Origin of the sequence: Streptomyces sp. NBC_00376, from assembly GCF_036077095.1 — a bacterium.
Classification (GTDB): Bacteria; Actinomycetota; Actinomycetes; order Streptomycetales; family Streptomycetaceae; genus Streptomyces.
On the sequence record NZ_CP107960.1, the window covers coordinates 6,815,862 to 6,838,556 of the forward strand.

Sequence of the window (22,695 nt, forward strand, 5' to 3'; positions counted from 1 at the left end):
GGGCGGGCAGCGTGCGGCGGCCCCACGGTCGGGGCTGGGGCCGGTCCGGCGGATCAGGGCCGGACGGGCCCGGGGAAGGACGGCGGAGCGAGGGGAGGGGAGAACGGTGTTGTGTACGGGAGGACACGCGGGGAAATGTGCTCAGGCGCCGCACACGGCGCCGGGCAGGACACGCGAAAACGCAGGGGGTCGGCTCAACAGGAGGAGGACCACACGCGACCGAAGTCGATGTGGGAGCGCTTGACCAGCCACTGCTGCGAATGCATGGCCCCAGTGGAACAGGCATCCGGTGGTCCGTCAACCGAGCCCCGGCGCACGGCTCACAGTGTGGACGAGCTTGACAACGCGCGACGGACAGCGCTTATCTCGGAGACGGACCGGCGCTGAGGGGCCCGGTCCGCGTTGTGTTCGCGCCGAAGGCACGCCCCGTGTTCGATCTCTGCATCCACGGAGCCTTCGCATGCCCGCGCAGACAGATACCCTCCTTCCCTCTCCCGCCGCACCGCTCGCCAAGAGCGACGGAACCGACCGGCTCCGGATCGTCCCGGTGCGCCGAACCGGCCAGTGGGCGGCGGCCGTTGCCGTCCTGGCGCTGCTCGCGCTGGTACTGGAATCCGTCGTCCGCAACGACGCCTTCCAGTGGGATGTCGTCGCCGACTACTTCACCACCACCGCGGTGCTGCGCGGCCTCGGCCTCACGCTCTGGCTCACGGCACTGGTCATGGTGCTCGGCTTCGCCCTCGGTACCCTGCTGGCCGTCCTCCGGCTCTCCGCCAACCGCGTTCTCCAGGCGGTCAGTTGGGGGTACGTCTGGCTGTTCAGGTCCACCCCGATCCTGGTCCAGCTGCTGTTCTGGTTCAACATCGGCGCGCTGTACCCGGAGATCCTCGGCGTCCGCACGGTGAACCTCCTGGGCCCGGTCACGGTCGCCGTCATCGGGCTCACCCTGCACGAGGCCGCGTACGCCGCCGAAGTCGTCCGCGGCGGCATCCTCTCCGTCGAACGCGGACAGATCGAGGCCGCCCAGTCGCTCGGCCTCGGGCCCTGGCGCCGGTTCCACCGCATCGTCCTCCCGCAGGCGATGCGCTCCATCGTCCCGCCCGCCGGGAACATGCTGATCGGCACCCTCAAGGGCACCTCGATCGTCAGCATCATCGCGGTACAGGACCTGCTCTACTCCGTGCAGCTCGTGTACCACCGCACCTACCAGGTCATCCCACTGCTGCTGGTCGCCACCATCTGGTACGCCGTGGTCACCTCGCTGCTCGGCATCGGCCAGCACTACGTCGAGCGGCACTACGCGCGCGGCACGGCGGGTGCCCGGTGAGCGGGACACCGGCGCTCGTCGTCATAGGCGCCGGACCGCGCGGCACCGGCCTGATCGAGCGCATCGCCGCCAACGCCCCCGCCCTGTACGGGGACCGCCCGCTGACCATTCACCTCGTCGACCCGTATCCGCCCGGCGGCGGACGGATCTGGCGGCACGACCAGTCGCCGCTGCTCTGGATGAACTCCATGGCCGAGGACGTCACGATGTTCACCGACGACACCGTCCGGCAGGAAGGGCCGGTCCGTCCCGGCCCCGCGCTGCACACCTGGGCGGCGGACATCCGGGACGGGCGCGCGACACTCCCGGACGGGGCCGAGGCGGAGCCCGAACTCCTCGACGAGATAAAGGCGTTGGAGGGTACCGACTTCCCGAGCAGACGGCTGCAGAGCGTCTATTTGCGCTGGGTGTACGAGCAGGCCGTGGCCGCCCTCCCGGAAGGTGTCACCGTCCACTGGCACCGGGGCACCGCCCTGCGGGTCACCGGGCCGCGCGAGGGCCGCCAGCAGGTCTGGCTGGAGGGACGCGGCACACCGCTGCTCGCCGATGCCGTAGCCGTCACCATCGGCCACCTCGACGCCGAACCGGAGCCGGAGCAGGTCGAGTTGGCCGACTTCGCGGACCGGCACGGGCTCGTCCACCTGCCGCCGGACTTCACCGCCGACGCCGACCTGAGCGAGGTGCCCGCGGGCGAGCCGGTCATCGTACGGGGCTTCGGACTCGCCTTCGTCGACCTGATGGTGCTGCTCACCGAGGGCCGCGGCGGACGGTACGAGGACGGCGAGTACGTGCCGTCCGGCCGGGAGCCCCTGCTCCACATCGGATCGCGCCGGGGCGTCCCGTACCACTCCAAGATCGGCTACGCCTGGGAGGGCGAACGGCCGCCGCTGCCGCGCTTCCTCGGCCCGGAGCTGACCGAGGCGCTGTTGCAGGCGGACCGGCCGGTCGACTTCCGGCGCGACGTATGGCCACATGTCGACAAAGAGCTCGGCTATGCCCACTACCACCGGCTCTTCACCGCCCACCCCGAGCGCACCACCGGCGACTGGGCCGGCTTCGAGGCGGAGTACGCCGCCGCCGACCCGGCAGGTCCCGAACTGGCCGCCCTCGTCGCCGCAGCCGTCCCCGACCCGGAGGACCGGCTCGACCTCGAAGCGCTCGACCACCCCCTGGAAGGGGTGCGCCATCCCTCGTTCGACGCGCTCCAGGAGGGGCTGCGCGACTACATCACCGCCGACCTGGAACGCCGCCACGACCCCGGCCGCAGCCCGGACCTCGCCGTCTTCCTCGGACTGCTGTCCGCCTACGGGCAGTTGATCCGGCTCGGCGACATCGGCGGCTGGTGGCACGGCTTCTTCAGCTATCTCGCCTCCGGCCCGCCCGGACCCCGGCTGCACCAGCTCCTCGCGCTTTCCCGGGCCGGGGTCGTCCGCTTCCTCGGCGCCGGAATGACCGTCGAGGCCGACGAGCGGCGGGGCCTGTTCCTGGCGGGCAGCGCCACCGTGCCGGGACAGCGGATAGCGGCCCGCACCCTGGTCGAGGCCCGGCTGCCCGACCCCACCCTGGAACGCACCCGCAGCCCGCTGCTCCGGGAGCTGCACGAGGACGGGGCCGCCGCCACCGCCACCGGGCTGCTCCGGGTCGCCCCCGACAGCGGCCGGATCCTGGGCCGTGACGGCCGGCCGCACCCGCGCCGCTTCGCGCTCGGCCCGTTCACCACCGCCCGCGCGGGCGGGGCGTTCACCCGGCCGCGCACCGGCGGTCCGGCCTTCCGGCAGAACGACGCCACCGCCCGCACGGCGCTCGTCCTCCTGAGGGACCTCGCCCCCAGCGACGGCTGACCGCCGGCCCGCCCACAGCCAGCCCCCAGGAGCGGGCCGCGCCCCCAGGAGGGCACGGCCCGCCACCCCGCCCGCGTACACCGCAGCCCAAGGACCCCTCATGACCCTCACCAGCGATCCACCCGTCGACAAGGCGACAGGACCATATGTCGCCCCGCCCGCCGACGACGGCCACGACGCGCTCACCGTCGTACCCCTGCGCCACCCCTGGCGCTGGGCCGCCGTCGCCGCCACCGCCGTCGTACTCGCCCAGTTCCTGCACGGTCTGGTCACCAACCCGGGCTGGGAGTGGGACGTCTTCGCCCAGTTCTTCACCGCCGGGACCGTCCTCAAGGCCGTCTGGGTCACCCTCCGACTGACCTTCTACGGCACGGTCCTCGGCTTCGCGCTCGGCATCGTGCTCGCCTTCATGCGGCTGTCGGCCAGCCCGTTCCTCAGCGCGGTCGCCCACGCGTACATCTGGGCGTTCCGCTCGATCCCGCTCATCGTCCAGCTGCTCTTCTGGTTCAACCTCGCCTATCTCTACAAGGAGTTGCAGTTCGGCATCCCGTTCGGGCCCGGCTTCTTCTCCTTCGACACGATGAACCTGGTCGGCGCGATGAGCGCGGCCGTCCTCGGTCTCGCACTGCACCAGGCCGCCTACGCGGCGGAGATCGTCCGCGGCGGGGTACTGGCCGTGGACGCCGGCCAGTCGGAGGCCGCCGCGGCGCTCGGGATCCCCCGGCACCGGCAGCTGCGCCGGATCGTGCTCCCACAGGCGATGCGCTCCATCCTGCCGAACGCCGCCAACGAGATCATCTCGCTCTTCAAGGGCACCTCGATCGTCTCCGTGATGGCGATCGGCGAACTCTTCCACCAGGTCCAGGTCGTCTACGGGCGCAACGGCAGGGTCGTGCCCCTGCTGATGGTCGCGACGGTCTGGTACATCCTCCTGACCACCGTGCTCTCCGTCCTCCAGCACTACGTCGAACGTCACTACGCCAAGGGGGCCACGCGATGAGCACCACCACCGGATCCACCGACGCCATGGTCGAGATCCGCTCCGTCCACAAGAGCTTCGGCGACCTCGAAGTGCTGCGCGGCATCGACCTGTCCGTACGGGCGGGAGAGGTCACCGTCGTCCTCGGCCCGTCCGGCTCCGGCAAGTCCACACTGCTGCGAACCATCAACCACCTGGAGAAGGTCGACCACGGCTGGATCAGCGTCGACGGCACCCTGGTCGGCTACCGCAGGGCCGGCGACAAGCTGTACGAGCTCCGCGAGCGCGAGGTGCTGCGCCGGCGCACCCGGATCGGCTTCGTCTTCCAGAACTTCAATCTCTTCCCGCACCTGACCGTGCTGGAGAACATCACCGAGGCCCCGGTCGCCGCCCTCGGCCGCCCGAAGAAGGAGGCCGTGGCCGCCGCGGAGAAGCTGCTCGCCCGGGTCGGGCTCGCCGAGAAGGCGGACGCCTACCCCAAGCAGCTCTCCGGGGGACAGCAGCAGCGGGTCGCCATCGCCCGCGCGCTGGCCCTCGAACCGAAACTGCTGCTCTTCGACGAGCCGACCTCGGCGCTCGACCCCGAGCTGGTAGGCGAAGTCCTCGACGTCATCAAGGACCTGGCGCTCCAGGGCACCACCATGATCGTCGTCACGCACGAGATCGGCTTCGCCCGCGAGGTCGCCGACACCGTCGTCTTCATGGACGAGGGCCGGATCGTCGAGCAGGGCGCCCCCGGCGACGTACTCGACCGTCCGAAGCACGAGCGCACCCGCGCCTTCCTGTCCAAGGTCCTGTGATCCCACCCATGTCCGCACCGAGGAGCACCGCCGTGTCCGTCCGCCGCACCCTGTCCGCCGCACTCGCCACCCTCACCACCGCCGGGCTGCTCACCGGCTGCGGCACCGGTGACGCCGCGACCGACGAGGTGAAGCCGAAGGGTCAACGGGGCACCGGCATCAACATCGGCCCCGACCAGCACCGGATCAGGGGCAAGAAGGACGAAGCCGTCGCGGCGAAGGTGCCCGGGGCCATCCGCGAGCGGGGCACCCTGCGGCTGGGCGCGAGCGCCGAAGCCTCGCCACCGCTCGGCTTCTACGCGACCGACGACAGGACCCGGATCGGCTCCGAGATCGACATCGCGACCCTGATCGCCGACACGCTCGGCCTGGAGCCGCGGTTCGAACAGGTCTCCTGGGAGAACCTCTTCGTCGGCCTGGACAGCTCCAAGTTCGACGGCGTGCTCTCCAACGTCACGGTCACCGAGGAGCGCAAGGAGAAGTACGACTTCGCGACCTACCGGCTCGACAACATCGCCTTCGAGGCCAAGAAGGGCTCCGGCTGGAAGGTGAAGGGGCCGAAGGACGTGGCGGGGCGGACCATCGCCGTCGCGTCCGGGACCAACCAGGAGAAGATCCTCGTCGACTGGAGCGAGGAGAACGTCAGGGCCGGGCGCGAGCCGGTCGACATCAAGTACTTCCAGAAGGACACCGACTACTACCTGGCGCTCCAGTCCGGCCGGATCGACGCCTATCTCGGCCCCAGCCCGTCCGCCAACTACCACGTCGCGTCGGCCGGCCAGTCCGAGATCGTCGGCACGCTGTCGGGTGCGGGCGACGGGCTCCAGGGCAAGATCGCCGCCACCACGAAGAAGGGCAGCGGCCTGGTCGGGGCGTACGCGGCGGCCATCGACCACATCGTGCGGAACGGCTCGTACGCCAGGGTGCTGAAGCGCTGGGGGCTCACCGACGAGGCCGTCACCGAGTCGGAGATCAACCCGCCCGGCCTGCCCAAGTCCGGGAGCTGAGCCCGGGAGCCGAGCCCGGAGCCGAGAGCCCGGGAGCCGAGCCCGGAGCCGAGCCCGGAGCCGAGCCCGGCGGGATCCCCGAGAGAACACCTGAGAGAGCTCTGGAGAGGTACCACCCATGTCTTCGACCGCCCCCCTTCATCTGGCCGCCGAGATCGGCGGTCCGCCACGCTACGACCCCGGGCACTACACCGGCCTCGCCCGGCTCGCCGAGCACGGCGCCCTTGACTTCGTCACGCTCGGCGACTCCTTCGCCCGACCCGGCCCCGACGCGCTCGCCGTGCTCTCCCGGGTCGCGCCCGCCACCGGCCGGATCGGCCTGGTGCCCACCGTCACCACCACCCACACCGAGCCGTTCCACGTGTCGTCCGCCGTGGCCACCCTGGACTGGGTGAGCCGCGGCCGGGCGGGCTGGCAGGCCGATGTGTCGACGACCGGGGCCGAGGCCCGGCTGTTCGGCCGGCGCCCGGCGGCGCCCGCCGACGAGCTGTGGCGCGAGGCCGGTGACAGCGCCGAGGCGGGCGCCCGGCTGTGGGACAGCTGGGAGGACGACGCCGAGATCAGGGACGTCGCCACCGGCCGCTTCATCGACCGGGACAAGCTGCACTACATCGACTTCGAGGGCGCCTCCTTCACCGTCCGGGGCCCGGCGATCGTGCCCCGGCCCCCGCAGGGCCGCCCGGTCATCGTCGTCGACGGGACGAGCGGCCCGGCCCGGGAGACCGCCGCCCGCCACGCGGATGTCGTCCTGGTCCGGGCCACCACCCCCGAGCAGGCCGCCGGCGCCCGTACCGATCTGCGCCGGCGAGCGGCGGCGTACGGACGCGGCCCCGGCGCGCTCCGGGTCCTGGTCGCGCTCACCGTCGACCTCGGCGACGCCGAGACCGCCCCGGAACCGGGGCTGGAGAGCGGACCACCGCTCGCCGCGGGCGGCTCGTACTACCGGGGCGGCCCGGTCGACCTCGCCGAACTGATCACCCGGTGGCACCGCGGCGGCGCGGCGGACGGTTTCCACCTCACACCCATCACCCCCGGGCGCGATCTCGAACGGATCGTCAACGGCACCGTGGCGCTGCTCCAGCACCGCAGCCTGTTCCGCACCTTCTACCCCGGCGGCACCCTGCGCGAGCACCTGGGGCTGGCCCGCCCCGCCAACCGGTACGCCTTCGAAGGAGGACGGGCATGAGCACCGCGACGAGGCAGATGCATCTCGCCGCCCACTTCCCGGGCGTCAACAACACCACCGTCTGGGCGGACCCCCGCTCGAAGAGCCAGATCGACTTCTCCTCCTTCGAGCACCTCGCCCGCACCGCGGAGCGCGGCAGGTTCGACTTCTTCTTCCTCGCCGAAGGGCTGCGGCTGCGCGAGCACAACGGCCGCATCCACGACCTGGACGTGGTCGGCCGCCCCGAATCCCTCACCGTGCTGGCCGCGCTGGCCGCCGTCACCGACCGGCTGGGCCTCGCCGCCACCGTCAACGCCACCTTCAACGAGCCGTACGAACTGGCCCGCCGCCTGGCCACCCTCGACCACCTCAGCGAGGGCCGGGCCGCCTGGAACGTCGTCACCTCCTTCGACGCCTTCACCGGGGAGAACTTCCGGCGCGGCGGCTACCTCGACCGGGCCGACCGGTACACCAGGGCCGCCGAGTTCGTCGCCACCGCCCGCGAACTGTGGGACAGCTGGACGCCCGACGGCACCCCGCGCTCCTTCACGCACCGGGGGCAGCACTTCGCCATCGAGGGCGAGTTCACCGTCCCGCGTTCCCCGCAGGGCCATCCAGTTGTGATCCAGGCCGGTGACTCCCCGGACGGCCGTGAGTTCGCCGCGTCCACCGCCGACATCGTCTTCACCCGGCACGGCACCCTGGAGTCGGGGCGCGAGTTCTACGCCGACGTCAAGGCGCGGCTGGCGAAGTACGGCCGGGAACCCGGCGAGCTGAAGATCATGCCCGGGGTCACCTTCGTACTCGGTGACAGTGACGCGGAGGCCCAGGAGCTGGCGGCGGAGATCCGCCTCCAGCAGGTCTCCCCGCAGAACGCGCTGCTGGCCCTGGAGCAGATCTGGGGCCGCGACCTCTCCGCGTACGACCCCGACGGGCCGCTGCCCGACATCGACCCGGGCCCCGGATCCTCGCTGGTCCAGGGCCGGGTCGGGCCCGGCGACGTGCTCGCCGTGGCGGCGCGCTGGCGGGCGCTGTCCAAGGAGAAGGGGCTGTCCATCCGGCAGACCGTCATCGAGACGACCGGCCGGCAGTCCTTCATCGGCAGCCCGCGAACGGTCGCGGAGCAGCTCACCGAGTTCGTCGCCGCCGACGCCGCCGACGGATTCATCCTCGTGCCGCACCTCACCCCCGGCGGCCTGGACGACTTCGTCGACCGGGTGGTCCCGCTCCTCCAGGAGCGCGGAGTGTTCCGCTCCGAATACACCGGTCCCACACTGCGTTCACACCTCGGGCTCGCGGAGCCGGTATGGAAGGGTTGACCGCATGAGCACGGACGCACAGCAGCCGCACGGATCCGAGCAGGCGGCACAGGACTGGAAGCACTGGCACGAGGAGCGCACCGCCACGGTGGCCGGCCCCTACGGACCACTCTCCCTCACCGGCACCCACTGGCTCTCCGACCACCCGGAGGGCCGCATCCCCGAGGTACCCGGGCAGTGGCGGGAGGAGGGCGACGAGCTGGTGCTCAGCGCCTCCGTAGCGGACGGGCTGACCGTGGACGGCGAGCCCTTCACCGGCCAGGTCCGCCTCACCGCCGACCGCGGCCCGATCGGCGAGTCCCGCGTCGCGCACGGCGAGCGGCGGCTGGTCGTGCTGAGCCGCGAAGGGCTATGGGCGGTACGGGACTTCGACCCGGACTCCCGGGCCCGGCGCGCCTTCAGGGCCATCGAGGCCACCCCGTACGACCCCCGCTGGGTGCTCCCGGGCACCTTCCGCCCGTACGACAGCGCCCGCACCGTCCGGGTCGAGAACGCCGACGGGGTCGAGCGCGGTCTCGGGCTCGCCGGTGAGATCGCCTTCGAGCTCGACGGTACGGAGCACACGCTGCACGTCGCGGTCGAGCCGGACGGCTCGCTCTGGGCGGTGTTCGCCGACGCCACCAGCGGGAACAGCAGCTACCGCTTCCGGTTCCTGCGGCCCGCGGCACCCACCGAGGACGGCAGCGTGACGGTCGACCTCAACCGCGCGCTGCTGCCGCCGTGCGCCTTCGCGGACCACTTCATCTGCCCCTTCCCGCCCCCGGGCAACACCCTGTCCGTCGCCGTCGAGGCGGGGGAGCGCAACCGCGTCGACAGCTGACGTGCAGTCACACTTCTCCGGGACGGTGGCCCCGGCAGCCCGTGCGCTGCCGGGGCCGCTCCGGTGCGGCGCGACAAGTTCAGGCCAGAGGGCCCTCTTGCGCCACAAGTTGACGCCTTGAATACTCCCGAGCAGCGCTTGTCAGGAACACGGCATGCCCGTATCGCGGGCGCACGGCCGTGCGCCCGACTGCGCCTCACGGGTCCGACCACCCCACAGGCGGACCCCCGACTTCCCCTCGGGAGGAATGAAAAGTGAGGATCAAGCGCACCACCCCCCTCAGCGGCACAGCGAGACGTACCAGGGTCGTCGCCATCGCCGCGGGCCTCGTCGCCGTCGCCGCCCTCGCCGTCCCCAGCGCCCAGGCAGACACCAACACCACTTTCAGCGCCGCGCAGCTCTCCGCCGCGAGCGACGCCGTGCTCGGCGCCGACGTGGCGGGCACGGCGTGGAACGTCGACCCGGTGAGCAAGAAGCTCGTGGTCACCGTCGACCGCACGGTTTCGAAAGCCGAGATCGAACAGATCAAGCAGTCCGCCGGGGTCAACGCCGGCGCCCTGAAGATCGAGCGCACCACCGGAAAGTTCAGCAAACTGCTCTCGGGCGGCGACGCGATCTACGCCCCCGGCTGGCGCTGCTCCCTCGGCTTCAACGTCCGCAGCGGCAGCACCTACTACTTCCTGACCGCCGGTCACTGCACCGACGGCAACCCGCCCTGGTACACCAACTCGTCGAACTCGACCAGCATCGGCCCGACGGTCGGCTCCAGCTTCCCGACCAACGACTACGGCCTGGTCCGGTACGACAACGCCGCGGTCGACCACGCGGGCACCGTCGGGAGCGTCGACATCACCGGCGCGGCCAACGCCACGGTCGGCATGTCCGTCACTCGCCGCGGCTCCACCACCGGCATCCACAGCGGTTCCGTCACGGGCCTCAACGCCACCGTCAACTACGGCGGCGGCGACATCGTCTACGGCATGATCAAGACCAACGTCTGTGCGGAGCCCGGCGATTCCGGCGGTCCGCTCTACTCCGGTTCCAAGGCGATCGGTCTCACCTCCGGCGGCAGCGGCAACTGCACCTCCGGCGGCACCACGTACTTCCAGCCGGTCACCGAGGCGCTCAGCGCGTACGGGGTCAGCGTCTACTGACACCCCGGCACACCCCCGGACCGGCCCTCGAACAAACGGCCGACCGTGAAGGAGCCCCTGCCCGAATCCCGGGCGGGGGCTCCCGCGCACCCCGCGGCTTTTGAGAGGATGTGGGGCAGGTCGGTCACGCAGGAGCAACGGGGGCGGTGCTGCGCCAGCCGGAGGGGATGACCTCCGGGGCCCCCGGCAGACACCTCAGGGGGTTCCAGGTCCGTGAAACGCATCGGAGTGACCGGTCATCGCACCATTCCGCAGGAGGCCCACGCCCATGTGCTCGCGGGGTTACGGGCGGCGCTCTGCGGCCACGAAGGCGCCCTGGAGGCCCTCTCCAGTCTGGCGGTGGGGGCGGACCAGCTCTTCGCCGACCTCGCCCTGGCCCGCGGCGCCGACCTGACGGTGGTGATCCCGAGCGGCGACTACGAGTCCTGCTTCGAGGACGCGGCCGAACTCGCCCGCTACCGGGCCCTCAAGGACCGGGCGGTGCGGGAGGTCCGGCTCGACTACCCGCACTCCACCGACGAGGCGTACTACGCGGCAGGCGCGTACATCGCCGACCACTGCGACCGGCTGCTCGCGGTGTGGGACGGCAGGCCGGCCCGTGGCCTCGGCGGCACCGGCGACATCGTGACGTACGCCCGCAGCCTGGGCCGCCCGGTCACGGTGATCTGGCGCGAGGGCGTGGAGCGGAGCTGACGGCCGGTCCGGCCGCCCGGCATCCGCGTCGCGCGGGGTCGGCCGCCGATGCGGCCGTCCTGCATCACTGACGTTACGTCACATCTGGTGCCGGGCAAGCCAGTCGGTGTGCTGCGGGGAGACGATGCGCTCGGTCTCGAAGACCGCGCCCGGCCACTGGCGCTCGGTCAGTGTGGTCTCCATCGCCACCTGCATCGCCTCGAGGTCCTGCTCCACCAGGGAGTGGGCCGAGATCAGCGGGTGGTGACGGCGCATCTCGCTCCACGCCAGGCAGGCGGCCGCCGCCGCCGACAGCACCCCCGTCAGGGCGAAGGACTGGGTGACGGAGAACGTCCGCAGCAGGGCGAACACCAGGGCGAGCGCGGTCAGCGCGGCGATGGTGGTCGACCAGGCCAGAGTGGCCCGCCGGGACACCTCCTGGCGCCTGCGATACCAACTTCTCTGCTCGATAAGGCGGTCACGCACGTACGTCTCCTTGCGTACGGTGAACGCTTTGTCCCGTAACTCGCGCATCGATTCGGTGATCAGCCCGCCCGAATCGGCCGTCAGGTCGCGAGGATCGGCCCACCCCACTTTGCGCAGCTCCTGAAGGCCCTCTTCGAGACGGTTCGCGAACACCGCCTCCGGGTGCTGGGTACCGGTGTCGAAAGGCGATCCATGAACCGAGTAACGCCAGCACATCGACTTGATGAACTCTGCCGCCGAGCGGTTGAGTTGCCAATGCGACTTTGCTTTGCGCCGGGCGGAGAGGTACGTCGTGATCAGGACACCCAGGTAGGCCAACACGCCTGCGGCATCGGTGAGTTGAAACGTGTCACCCAGCTCGGCGTGCCAGGGGACGGCGGCGGGCAGTGCCCCTGCGACCAGGAGTATCAGTTGGATGCGGGTGGTGTTCACGGCCTCCCGCTGCCTTGCGATGGCGATCTCGTCCGTGTGGTGAAAGAGCGCCGGCAGATCGGCGTTCCTGAAGACCATGCTCTGGAGCGGCCCGGGAAGCGCCGTCATGTTCACTCCCGTCTGCGGTTATGTCGTCACCTGAATGGCGGAATCAGGGGTTCCGTTCGATTCGGGACGGCCTTGTGTGACGCTCTCGTTCCAAGTGGCCGTCCTCAGTTGCCAACCGAGGCCATGAGAGTAAAGTCGTGCCGCCGGACCTGCAATGGTGCAGATACTGTTGCTGCATTCCTGTCCGGAACCATTCCATCGGAACAAATCCCCTCAAGGACGGCCGTGAACACCTCAGAATCCACCCTCTCCTTCGCCGTTGCGAAGAGGAACCGTGTGCCGCTCGCCCAGATCGATGTCCGCGGCACTGCTGCTGCCCGGAAGCTCGGCCGCGTGCACGCCGTGTCAGCCGGTCGCCCCACCCAGGCATCGACCTTCAACTCGGCACTCTGAAATCAACCCGCCCAACACCTCGTGAACCGCGCTCCGAGCACCCCTTCGGGCTGGCTAGACTGGTGGAATGACAGGACCCCTGGTCCCTTTCCGTGAAGTCGTTCTCAAGGTTCACAGCAGGTGCGATCTTGCTTGTGACCATTGCTATGTCTATGAACATGCAGATCAGAGCTGGCGAACCCGGCCCAGGACAATCTCTGATGATGTCATTTTCCGGACTGCTCAACGCTTGGCCGAGCATGCCAAGGCACATGCACTGCCCTCCGTGTCAGTGATCCTGCACGGAGGGGAGCCTCTACTGGCGGGGCCCGCCCGATTGCGGCGAGTCTGCGAAGTGCTCACCTCCGCCTTCGACGGCGTCGCGGAACTCGACCTCCGCATCCACACCAACGGACTCCAGCTCAGTCCGCGGTATCTCGACCTCTTCGACGAGTTCAACGTCAGGGTCGGCATCTCCCTCGACGGCGACCGGGCCGCCAACGACCGGCACCGCCGCTACGCGGACGGGCGCAGCAGTCATCCCCTGGTCCTCAAGGCCGTGGAACTGCTCCGGCAGGAGCGCTACCGCCACCTCGATCTCGGGCTCCTGTGCACCGTCGACATCGAGAACGACCCGATCGCGGTCCTCGACGCGCTCACCGAGCTCGATCCGCCGCTCATCGACTTCCTGCTCCCGCACGCCACCTGGGACGATCCGCCGCCACGTCCGGACGGTTCGCCCACCGCCTACGCCGAATGGCTCCTCGCGGTCTTCGACCGCTGGCAGGAGCAGGGGCGTCCGGTGCCGGTGCGGCTCTTCTCCTCGGTGCTGTCCACGCTGAGCGGCGGCCCCAGCCTCACCGAGTCCCTGGGGCTCGCCCCGACCGATCTGGTCGTCGTCGAGACCGACGGCCAGCTGGAGCAGGTCGACTCGCTCAAGAGCGCCTACGAGGGCGCCGCGGCCACCGGCTTCGACGTCTTCACCCACACCTTGGACGAGGTGGCGGCCCACCCCGGGGTGCGGGCCCGTCAGCTCGGGCTGGCCGGTGTCAGCGAGACCTGCCGCAGCTGTCCCGTCGTGCGCTCGTGCGGCGGCGGGCTCTACACCCACCGGTACCGCTCCACCGGGCCGTCCGGCGAGTTCGACAACCCGTCCGTGTACTGCGAGGACCTGGCCGCCCTGGTGCGCGGCATCGAGGCGCGCACGGCGGCCTCCCTCGTCGCGCCCGAGATTGCCGACCCGGTCGAGCTGGCCGCCTCCCAGCGAGAGCTCACCCGCATGCTGCTGGCCCGGCTGAACGCCGACGTCGAGGAGCACGGCGACGAGCGGTGGGTCCGGGCCTGGGAGCTGGCCGCCGCCATCGAGGCCGACGAGGAGGGGGCCCGCGGCCTGGACGAGGTGCTGGCCCACCCGTACACCCGCACCTGGCTGCTCCGTGCCCTGGAAGCGCTCCACGACGAACGGCCGGGGGCGGTTGAGCACGCGCTGCGACTGCCGGCTCATCTCGCGGCCGCCGCCGTACGGGCCGGCCTCGACATCCCCGTGGGGGTGGGCTACGCGGACGGCAGGCTGGTCCTTCCGGGGCTCGGCGAGTTGCGGATCGGGGGAGCGGGGGGGCGCGGCACGGCGCTGGTGCGCGCCGTCGAGGACGGCTTCCTGGTCCGGCGGGACGAGGGCGACCCGGCCGAGTGGCGGGTGGCGCCGACGGCGGCCGGTCCCGGCTGGCGGCCGGTGCGCCGGCTCTCGGTTCCCGGCGCCGCTTCCGGCCCGGTGCTCGACCTGGCGATCGACGACCTCGACCCGTACCGAGACTGCTTCGCCGCGCCGGCTTCGGCCGCGCTCGACGACCGGGCCGCCGCGGAGCTGGTGGCCAGGATCGGCGACGCCTGGACGCTGATCGTGGCGAAGGCGCCGCTGCGGGCCGCGGAGATGGCGGGGCGCCTCACCACCCTCACGCCGCTCATCGGTCCCGCCGCGGCCGAACCCGCCGTGGGGCGGCACGGCTACGGCGCGCTGGGCATCGTCGCGGACGGCAGTGCCGAGGAGTTGGCGCTCGCGCTGCTGCGCGGATCGCGGCGGGCCGAATTGCAGGCGCTGGCCGATGTCACGGATCTTTACGCGGCGGACGGCGCCTGGGAACATCGAATTCCCTGGCAGGAAGAACCAGTTCCGTTTTCCCGTTTGCTGGCCGAGACCTATGAACGGATGGCGTTGAGCGCATTCGAGCCACGCTGTCTGGAGGGCGTACCACAGGCCCTCGATACGCTGGAGGGTGCCGCCGAGCTCACCGTCAGCGGAAAGCGGCTGCTGGATCTGATGCGAAAAGAGATCTGAGGGTCGAATTCCGGTTCGGCCGAAGGGTCGGAACACACGGGACAACTGGGAGGAACAGCCGCAGACCGAATTCGATCAAGGAAATGTTCGGCGGAACCTGGGAACGTATGACTGAAAACCGGCGTTGAATGACCGAACGCCATGGGGGTGGAGCAAGGTCCGCTCCGGAATGATGAATTCGCTCGCATTCACTTCAGTCCCCGGATGCGGGTGCTCACACAGGACGGGGGTCGTGTGCACGCAACAACGCAGCAGCGAGCGGCGGACCATCGGCCGTACTTCTTCTTGAGTTATGCCCATACACCGGGCTACGGCCGTGGAACCGACCCGGATATGTGGGTCGAACGCCTCTTCAAGGATCTCTGTGACCATGTACTGGCCATGACGGATCTGCCCGCGGGCGCGCCCGCGGGGTTCATCGACCGCGAGATACGCTCCGGCGAGGGCTGGTCGGAACGGCTCGGTGAGGTGCTCGCCACCTGCCGGGTGTTCGTTCCGCTGTTCTCGCCGCGCTATTTCGCGAGCGAGATGTGCGGCAAGGAGTGGTACGCATTCGCCCAGCGCGCCATCCATCACCGCGCCCGCTCCAACCAGCGGGCCGAGGCGATCGTCCCGGCCCTCTGGGTCCCGGTACCCCCGAGCCAACTCCCCGGCCCCGCCGAGCGATTACAGTTCAACCACCGTGATTTCGGGGACCGTTACGTCAGTGACGGACTCTACGGGCTGATCAAACTCCGGCTCTTCGCCGAGGAGTACGAGCGCGCGGTGTACGAACTCGCCAAGCGCATCGTCAACGTCGCCGACACCATAAGGATCGGCACCGGCCGCCCCGTCGACTACCGGCTGGCGCCCAGTGCCTTCGGCCCGCCCAACAGCTCGATGGGCGGCCCCCGTCCGATGCAGGTCACCATCGCCGCCGCCACCCGGCACGACCTGCCCGCCGGACGCAGTGCCGACTACTACGGAGACAGTCCGCAGGACTGGAACCCCTACCACCCGGCCGCCGCCCGGCCGCTGGCCTATGTCGCCGAGGACCTGGTGCGCTCCCTCAACTACCAGGCGACCATCTCCTCCTTCGACGAGGAGACCGGGCACGGAGAAGGCAAGCAGCCGCCCAGCAGACCGGAGATCCTGCTCGTCGACCGCTGGGCCCTGCAGGACGAGGACCGGTGCCGGCGGCTCGCCGCCTTCGACGCCGAGAACCGCCCCTGGGTGACGATGATCGTGCCGTGGAACCGGGAGGACCACGAGAGCATGGCGGCCGAGGCCGAACTGACCGAGAAGCTCGAACAGACCATGCCGACCAAGATGCGCCAGGGACGGGCCTACTGCCGGGCCGCCGCCAAGGGCGTCCCCAGCATGGAGGCCTTCGGGCAGATCCTGCCGCAGGTGGTCGAGGTGGCGGCCCAGCAGTACCTGAGACACGCGGCGGTGTACCCACCCGCCACCGGAGGCGGTCACACCGAACGGACACGGCTGATGGGGCCGATGGCGCAGACGAACTACATCCCCGAGACACACGACCCTGCGACGGATGCGGAGGACACGGATGACGGCCAGTCGTGACGGGCGCATCGTCACCTTCTACTCGTACAAGGGCGGCACCGGCCGCACCATGGCCCTGGCCAACACCGCCTGGATACTCGCCGCCAACGGGAAACGGGTACTGGCCGTCGACTGGGACCTGGAGGCACCCGGGCTCCACCGGTTCTTCCACCCGTTCCTCGACCCGTCGACACTCGGTGCCACCACCGGCGTCATCGATCTGATCACCGAATACGCGTGGGCCGCGACCAGCCCCGTCCAGCGCGCCGACGACTGGCACCGCGACTACGCCCGGATCCAGCCGCACGCCGTCTCCCTGACCCCCGAGGCGCTCGGCTGGGAGTTCCCGCAGGGCGGCACGCTCGACTTCGTCTCCGCGGGACGGCAGAACCGCGAGTACTCCGCGACCGTCTCCACCTTCGACTGGGACAACTTCTACGACCGGCTCGGCGGCGGCCACTTCTTCGACGCCCTGCGCGACGACATGAAGGCCAACTACGACTACGTCCTCATCGACAGCCGGACCGGCCTCAGCGACATCGCCGACATCTGCACCGTCCACCTCCCCGACGTCCTCGTCGACTGCTTCACGCTCAGCGACCAGTCCATCGACGGCGCCGCCTCCGTCGCCCGGCAGATCTCCGAGCGCTACACCGGCCGCCCCATCTCCATCTTCCCCGTCCCGATGCGCATCGACGAGGGCGAGAAGGAGAAGGCGGATGCCGGACGGGCGCTGGCCCGGCTGAAGTTCGACCGGCTGCCGCGCGACCTGTCCGGGGACGAACTCACCGCCTACTGGGGCGCGGTGGAGATCCCGTACCGCCCCTACTACGCCTACGAGGAGACCCTCGCCACCTTCGGCGACGAGGCCGGTCTCACCAACTCCCTGCTCTCCGCCTTCGAGCGGCTCACCTCCGTCATCACCAACCAGCAGATCACCTCGATGCCACCGGTCGGCGAAGAGGTGCGGCTGCGCATCCGGGACGCGTTCACCCGGCGCAGGCCGGCGCTGCCGGCCGATCTCTTCCTCAGCTATGTGGCGGAGAACCGGATGTGGGCCGACTGGATCGAGTCCGTGCTCACCCGGGCCGGGTTCCGCGTCGTGCCGCGCGACGTGTCCGCCCAGCGGGAGAACGTGGAACAGGCGCCCGCCGAGAGCGCCGCCCGTACCGTGGTGCTGCTCTCCAGCGCCTACCTCAAGTCCCAGCGCGCGGTGAACCTCTGGGACCGGGCCGTGGCGGAGGACCCCGGCGGCGGCCGGCGCCATCTGCTGCCACTCAGGGTCGGTGACGTACGGCTCTCCGCGCCCTACATCGACCGCAACCCCGTCGACCTCTTCCGGCTCGACGAGGTGCACGCCGCCGCCGCCCTGCTGCGCGCCCTGGACCGGCCCGTACAGCTCACCGACGCGGTGTCGCCCGGACCGCGCTTCCCGGGCACCGTCCCCAGGATCTGGAACGCCCCGCCGCGCAACCCCGGCTTCACCGGCCGCTCCCTGGTCCTGGAACGGATGCGCGACCAGCTCGGCGGCGGCATGGCCGTGGTGCTGCCGCAGCCGCAGACCCTGTACGGGCTCGGCGGCGTCGGCAAGACCCAGGTCGCCCTGGAGTACGTGCACCGCTTCATGGCCGACTACGACCTGGTCTGGTGGATATCTTCCGAGCAGACCGACGACGTGGTGGCCGCGCTCGCCGAGCTCGCGGTCCGGCTCGGCGCCCAGGGCGGCGACGACATGGCGGCCGCCTCCCAGGAGGCCGTGGACCTGCTGCGCCGGGGTGTTCCCTCGGACCGCTGGCTGCTGGTCTTCGACAACGCCGACGACCCCGAACGGCTCCGCCGCTACTTCCCGCAGGGCGGCTCGGGCCACATCCTGGTCACCTCGCGCAACCAGGCATGGTCCCAGCACGGCGACGCGCTGCCGGTCGACGTCTTCCTGCGCGAGGAGTCCATCGAGCACCTCCAGCGCCGGGCCCCGGGGCTGAGCGACGAGGACGCCGCCCAGGTGGCCACCGCCGTCGGTGACCTGCCGCTGGCCGTGGAGCAGGCGGCGGCCTGGATCGCGGAGACCGCCACCCCGATCGACACCTATCTCGAACAGCTGGCCCAGCAGGCGCCCGAGGTCCTGGCGCTCAACCAGCCGGCCGGATACCCGGAGCCGGTCGCCGCGACCTGGAACATCTCCATCCAGCGGCTCAAGGAGCGCTCGCCCGCCGCGGTCCGGCTGCTCCAGCTCTGCGCCTTCTTCGCACCCGAGCCCATCTCGGGGAACCTCCTGTACAGCAAGGAGATGATCGAGGCGCTGAAGCCGTACGACGCCTCGCTCCAGGAGAAGCTGGTGCTGGGCCGGGTCATCCGGGAGATCGGCCGGTTCGCCCTCGCCAAGGTCGACCAGGTCTCCAACTCCATCCAGGTGCACCGGCTCGTCCAGGCCGTCATCCGGGCGCAGCTCACCGAGGAGGAGCAGCAGGACGCCCGGCATGCCGTCCACCGCATCCTGGCGGGCGCCCGGCCCGACGACGACGAGCCGATCGACAACCCCTCGACCTGGCCGCAGTTCGCCACCATCTGGCCGCACCTCGGCCCGTCCGACGCGCGCAACTGCAAGGAGCCCGAGGCCCGCAGGCTGCTGATCGACCGGGTCCGCTACCTCTGGAAGCGCGGTGACTTCCGGACCGCGACGACGGTCTGCGAGGAGCTGCGCGAGATCTGGCGTCAGACGCTGGGGGAGCGGGACATCCAGTACCTCTACCTCTGCTTCCACCTCTCCAACATCTACCGCTCGCGCGGCCGTTACGTGGAGGCCAGGGAGCTCGACGAGATCACCCTGGCGACACAGCGGGAGGTCCTGGGCCCGGAGCATCCGCACACGTACATGAGCACCAGCAGCCTGGCGACCGATCTCGGCACGCTCGGGGAGTACACCAGGGCGATCGAGCTGGCGACGGAGGCCACCGACGGGTTCAACCAGATCTTCCACGAGTCGCACCCGAGGACGCTGGCCGCGGCCAACAACCTGGCTTTCACCCTGCGGTCCATCGGCCAGTACGCCAAGGCCCGCGAGATCGACCAGGACGTCTTCGACCGGCGCGTCGAGGTGCTCGGCGCGGAGCATCCCTACAGTCTCTCCTCGGCCATGAACCTGGCCCGTGACCTGCGGGACGTCGGACGGTACGAGGACTCGGTCGGCATCCTCAGCCGTACGTACGACAGCTACAAGGCCACGCTCGGCAGGGCCTTCCCGGGCACGCTGAGCGCGGCGAAGAGCCTCGCGGTGTCGCTGCGCCGAGCGGGCAGACTGGAGGACGCCCGCAGGCTCACGGTGGCCACCCGGTCCAGGTACCGGGCCAAGTACACCTCCGCCAACCCGGAGTCGCTGGCCTGCGATCTCAATATGGCGGCCGACCTGTTCGCGGCCGGTGAGGCGACTGAGGCCAGGGACACCGCACAGGAGGTCGTCGACCAGTACATGAAGGTGCCGGGGGAGAAACACCCGTACACCCTGGCCGCGCTGAACAACCTCGGCGTCTACCAGTCGGGGGCCGGCGCTTCCGAGGAGTCGGTGCGGGTGCTGACCAGGGTGGTCGCCTCGATGCGGGAGGTGTACGGGCCGGAGCACCCCAACACCCTGTTCTGCGTGATGAACCTGGCGAACGCGACGGCGGAGCGGGGCGATCTCGATCTGGTGCTGGAGACCGAGGAGAAGGTGTCCGGGCAGCTCAGGAGGGTACTGGGGGCGCATCACCCGGAGACCCTGGCCATGACGTCGAACATGGCGGTCACGCTCGACGCGATGGGGCGCAAGGACGAGGCGCTGCGGCTGAGGACCGAGACGGTCGAGGAACTGGCCCGTCAGCTCGGTGACGACCATCCGATGACCCGGATCGCCCGGGACGACGACCGGTTCGAGCGCGAACTGGAACCGACGGCGGTGTGAGCCCCGGGAGCGTCCGGCCGTCGCCGGACGCTCCCGGAACACCGGCCCTGCCCGTCATTCGGCGGGCGGTTCCAGCAGCCAGTTCAGGATCCTGGGCAGCGCGTGCAGCGCGTCGAAGTGCGCTGCCGCCGGTTCCACCACGACGGTGGAGTTCGGGATGCGTTCGGCCAGCCAGCGCGAGTGGCCCACCGGGGAGAACACGTCCTTCTCGCCGTGCCACAGCAGTACGGGGCTCGTGATGTCCGCAGGGTCGAACCCCCACGGATTGCTGAACGCGAGCGCGTCGTCGATCCAGCCCCAGGCCGAAGTGCGCAGCCCCTCACGGTAGTTGCGCAGCAGCATGGTGCGGACCCCGGCGTCGTTGACCACCATCCGGTCGGAGTCGGTCAGCTCCCGGCGCAGATCGTCGATGAGCTGGACCGGGTTCCTCCTGATCACCGCGGACCGGGAGATGAACGACTCCGCGAGCCCGTCCGGATCGGCCGTCGCCGTGGAGTACGCCAGCACGTTGGAGGCGGCCATCCCGTCGAACCAGTCGAGACCGTCGGCCCCCCGGGGGGCCAACGCGACCAGTGCGGCGGTGCGGGTCACCCGCTCGGGCATCAGCGCCGCGCAGGCCAGGGCATGCGGGGCACCACCGGAGCGGCCCACCACGGCGAACCGTTCGAGCCCGAGGTGGTCGGCGATGGCCCGTACGTCCTGAACGGCATCGGCGACACAGCGGCCCGGCAGCCGGTCGGACTCGCCGTAGCCCGGCCGGTCGTAGGTGATGAGCTGGGTCTTGCGCTGGTACAGGACCATGCCGCGCGGAGCCGGACCGAGCCTGCTGCCGGGCATCCCGTGCAGCAGGAAGACCGGTCTGCCGCGAGGATCCCCCCGTCGCTCCACCACCAGATGCCGCCCGTCCACCGCGCGCACCCGACTACGCACTTGGCGCCTCCTTGGAATGGTGCGGGCACCGCGTGCCCGTCTTTTCCCGCCCGATTCGATGATGACTCATCAGAGCTCTTACCGGGTATGGGAGTTGGAAACCCATTGGAGGGCTGCGGATGCTGCGGGAGGGGTCGGACCCAGCTGTTGCGGGCGGAGCCGAGTCCGCCGGCGGCGATGCGGTCCGGGCTTCGGTGAGGGCATCGAGGGCGCCCTGTTCCGGTCCTGCCGCACGGCGACGGGCTCGTCCGCATCGATCGAGGCGATGCGGACGAGCCCGTCGTCACGTTCAGAAGGAGTCAGGCGGCTCGGGTCAGTCCTTCGGCGCCCGCCTTCGCCGGTGCCACGCCGAAGATGTCCACGGCGTGGTAGTACGTCCATGCCGTGCTGTTGCACGCGGTGAGCTTCGCTCCGGAGTAGGCGGCGCATACGCGCTTGAGGTCCGAGTAGAACGCGGAGTCGATGCGCGACTTGTTGGCGTCGAAGGTGCCCGCCGCCTTGTAGTTGCGGTAGCCGAAGTCGTGGCGGGCGCAGGCGGTCTGGAAGGGGAAGCCGAACGGGTTGTCGGGCGAGCTGCTGCAGTAGTCCGTCGACCAGTCGAAGCCGTACGCGGACCAGGCGCCCTGGTTGTTGCGGGCGGAGTTCCAGGCGTTGTAGCTGGAGAGGCTCGTCTGGGTCCAGGAGCTGAGGACCTGGGGTTTGTCGGCAGGGGCTGCCGAGGCGGACGCGGCAGGGAGCAGGACGAGGGGGAGCGACAGAGCGGCCGTGGCGAGCGGGACGGTGAATCGGCGACGCATGAGCAACCTCCGCAATAAGAAAGGGAGTTGTGCTGAACGTGCTCCTCGTGGTCTCACGAGATCGTTCAGCATGATGCCATGCGTCCCCGACGCGTAGGGGCTGTCCGGTGGATCAGGGCGCCTTCGACTCCAGGTGGTAGGTCGTGTCGACCCAGAAGCCGTTCGTGGCGGCGGCCTTGATCTCCAGCACGTACTGACCGGGGGTCAGTGGTTCGAAGCCGCCCCAGATGCCCCAGGCGTAACGCTGGGTCAGCCCGGTCCGGAACGGTGCGGTGAACTCCTGCAAGGACAGCGGCACGCTGTTGAGCGAGGCCGTGGCCTCCGTGGCCGTCATGCGCTGGGGAATCCTCGAGTACGACCGGGGGTGCTGCATGTTGAGGACGGGGAAGAAGACCGGCCGGTCCGAGGGGATCGCGCAGCGCCGCACCACCCGCCCGCCGTAGGTGCCGGCCAGGAACCAGAGGTCGTCCGGCTGGTTCCAGGCGGCGTGCTCACCCGTCGTGTCCCTGACCGGGCTCCGGTCGTCGGGCGCGGACAGGGCCCACTGCCACCACCGGCCCGCGAGCGCCCCGCCCTCCTCGTTGTTCGGCTTCCACATACGCTCCGCCGGTCCTGCTCCGCTCATGACGACTCTCCCACGTGCAGCCCCGGGCTACGGGGCCTGATTCGAAC

Annotated in this window: 18 protein-coding genes; 14 read left to right on the forward strand and 4 right to left on the reverse strand. The window is 70.4% G+C overall.

The genetic code is table 11. The annotated features are described in order from the left end of the window. Positions 1-460 precede the first annotated feature (460 nt). The 10 genes from OG842_RS30795 to OG842_RS30840 all read left to right on the forward strand — a co-directional run bounded on the left by OG842_RS30795 (position 461) and on the right by OG842_RS30840 (position 11,105). Positions 461-1,327: an amino acid ABC transporter permease gene (locus tag OG842_RS30795; RefSeq protein WP_266736234.1), complete on the forward strand. Its 867-nt coding sequence runs from the start codon at positions 461-463 to the stop codon at positions 1,325-1,327. After that, positions 1,324-3,168 carry an FAD/NAD(P)-binding protein gene (locus tag OG842_RS30800; protein WP_266736232.1) on the forward strand — a complete coding sequence of 615 codons (1,845 nt, stop codon included), beginning with the start codon at positions 1,324-1,326 and terminating at the stop codon, positions 3,166-3,168. Before OG842_RS30795 ends, OG842_RS30800 begins: the two co-directional genes overlap by 4 nt. A gap of 100 nt (positions 3,169-3,268) precedes the next feature. Beyond that, the gene (locus OG842_RS30805; protein WP_266736230.1) at positions 3,269-4,168 is read left to right on the forward strand and encodes an amino acid ABC transporter permease; all 900 of its coding nucleotides are present in this window, start codon (positions 3,269-3,271) and stop codon (positions 4,166-4,168) included. Positions 4,169-4,194: 26 nt separating this feature from the next. Next, complete coding sequence (locus OG842_RS30810) at positions 4,195-4,947, forward strand: amino acid ABC transporter ATP-binding protein (RefSeq protein WP_266737338.1); 753 nt, start codon at positions 4,195-4,197, stop codon at positions 4,945-4,947. Between the two features lie 32 nt (positions 4,948-4,979). Then, on the forward strand, positions 4,980-5,954 hold the full coding sequence (locus OG842_RS30815; RefSeq protein WP_266737337.1) for an ABC transporter substrate-binding protein: 975 nt from the start codon (positions 4,980-4,982) through the stop codon (positions 5,952-5,954). A 118-nt stretch (positions 5,955-6,072) separates the two neighbouring features. Beyond that, positions 6,073-7,140, forward strand: coding sequence for an LLM class flavin-dependent oxidoreductase (locus tag OG842_RS30820; RefSeq protein ID WP_266736228.1), 1,068 nt, complete (start codon positions 6,073-6,075; stop codon positions 7,138-7,140). Next, complete coding sequence (locus OG842_RS30825; protein WP_443064013.1) at positions 7,137-8,438, forward strand: NtaA/DmoA family FMN-dependent monooxygenase; 1,302 nt, start codon at positions 7,137-7,139, stop codon at positions 8,436-8,438. The genes OG842_RS30820 and OG842_RS30825 overlap by 4 nt, the downstream gene beginning before the upstream one ends. Before the next feature lie 4 nt (positions 8,439-8,442). Beyond that, positions 8,443-9,258, forward strand: coding sequence for a DUF1684 domain-containing protein (locus OG842_RS30830; RefSeq protein WP_266736226.1), 816 nt, complete (start codon positions 8,443-8,445; stop codon positions 9,256-9,258). A gap of 254 nt (positions 9,259-9,512) precedes the next feature. Next, entirely contained in the window at positions 9,513-10,412 is a 900-nt protein-coding gene (locus tag OG842_RS30835; RefSeq protein WP_266736224.1) for a S1 family peptidase, read from the forward strand. Positions 10,413-10,625: 213 nt separating this feature from the next. Further along, entirely contained in the window at positions 10,626-11,105 is a 480-nt protein-coding gene (locus OG842_RS30840) for a hypothetical protein (RefSeq protein WP_266736222.1), read from the forward strand. A gap of 78 nt (positions 11,106-11,183) precedes the next feature. Here OG842_RS30840 and OG842_RS30845 read toward each other — a convergent pair whose 3' ends face one another. Beyond that, complete coding sequence (locus OG842_RS30845; protein ID WP_266737334.1) at positions 11,184-12,080, reverse strand: DUF4231 domain-containing protein; 897 nt, start codon at positions 12,078-12,080, stop codon at positions 11,184-11,186. 255 nt (positions 12,081-12,335) lie between these two features. Here OG842_RS30845 and fxsA point away from each other — a divergent pair, with 255 nt between their 5' ends. The 4 genes from fxsA to fxsT all read left to right on the forward strand — a co-directional run bounded on the left by fxsA (position 12,336) and on the right by fxsT (position 20,296). Then, complete coding sequence (gene fxsA, locus OG842_RS30850; RefSeq protein ID WP_266736220.1) at positions 12,336-12,503, forward strand: FxSxx-COOH cyclophane-containing RiPP peptide; 168 nt, start codon at positions 12,336-12,338, stop codon at positions 12,501-12,503. 67 nt (positions 12,504-12,570) lie between these two features. Then, entirely contained in the window at positions 12,571-14,817 is a 2,247-nt protein-coding gene (gene fxsBH, locus OG842_RS30855; protein WP_266736218.1) for a radical SAM/SPASM protein FxsBH, inactivated beta-hydroxylase extension form, read from the forward strand. Between the two features lie 204 nt (positions 14,818-15,021). After that, positions 15,022-16,383, forward strand: a complete 1,362-nt coding sequence (gene fsxC / locus OG842_RS30860) for an FxsC protein (protein WP_266736216.1) — start codon at positions 15,022-15,024, stop codon at positions 16,381-16,383. Beyond that, complete coding sequence (gene fxsT, locus OG842_RS30865; protein WP_266736214.1) at positions 16,367-20,296, forward strand: FxSxx-COOH system tetratricopeptide repeat protein; 3,930 nt, start codon at positions 16,367-16,369, stop codon at positions 20,294-20,296. The genes fsxC and fxsT overlap by 17 nt, the downstream gene beginning before the upstream one ends. A 54-nt stretch (positions 20,297-20,350) precedes the next feature. Here the strand turns inward: fxsT and OG842_RS30870 are convergent, their stop codons facing one another. From OG842_RS30870 to OG842_RS30880, 3 genes are all read right to left on the reverse strand, one after another. Beyond that, positions 20,351-21,226, reverse strand: coding sequence for an alpha/beta fold hydrolase (locus OG842_RS30870; protein WP_266736212.1), 876 nt, complete (start codon positions 21,224-21,226; stop codon positions 20,351-20,353). 299 nt (positions 21,227-21,525) lie between these two features. Next, positions 21,526-22,023 carry a phospholipase gene (locus OG842_RS30875; protein WP_266736211.1) on the reverse strand — a complete coding sequence of 166 codons (498 nt, stop codon included), beginning with the start codon at positions 22,021-22,023 and terminating at the stop codon, positions 21,526-21,528. Positions 22,024-22,135: 112 nt separating this feature from the next. Then, positions 22,136-22,648, reverse strand: coding sequence for a hypothetical protein (locus OG842_RS30880; protein WP_266736209.1), 513 nt, complete (start codon positions 22,646-22,648; stop codon positions 22,136-22,138). Positions 22,649-22,695 lie beyond the last annotated feature (47 nt).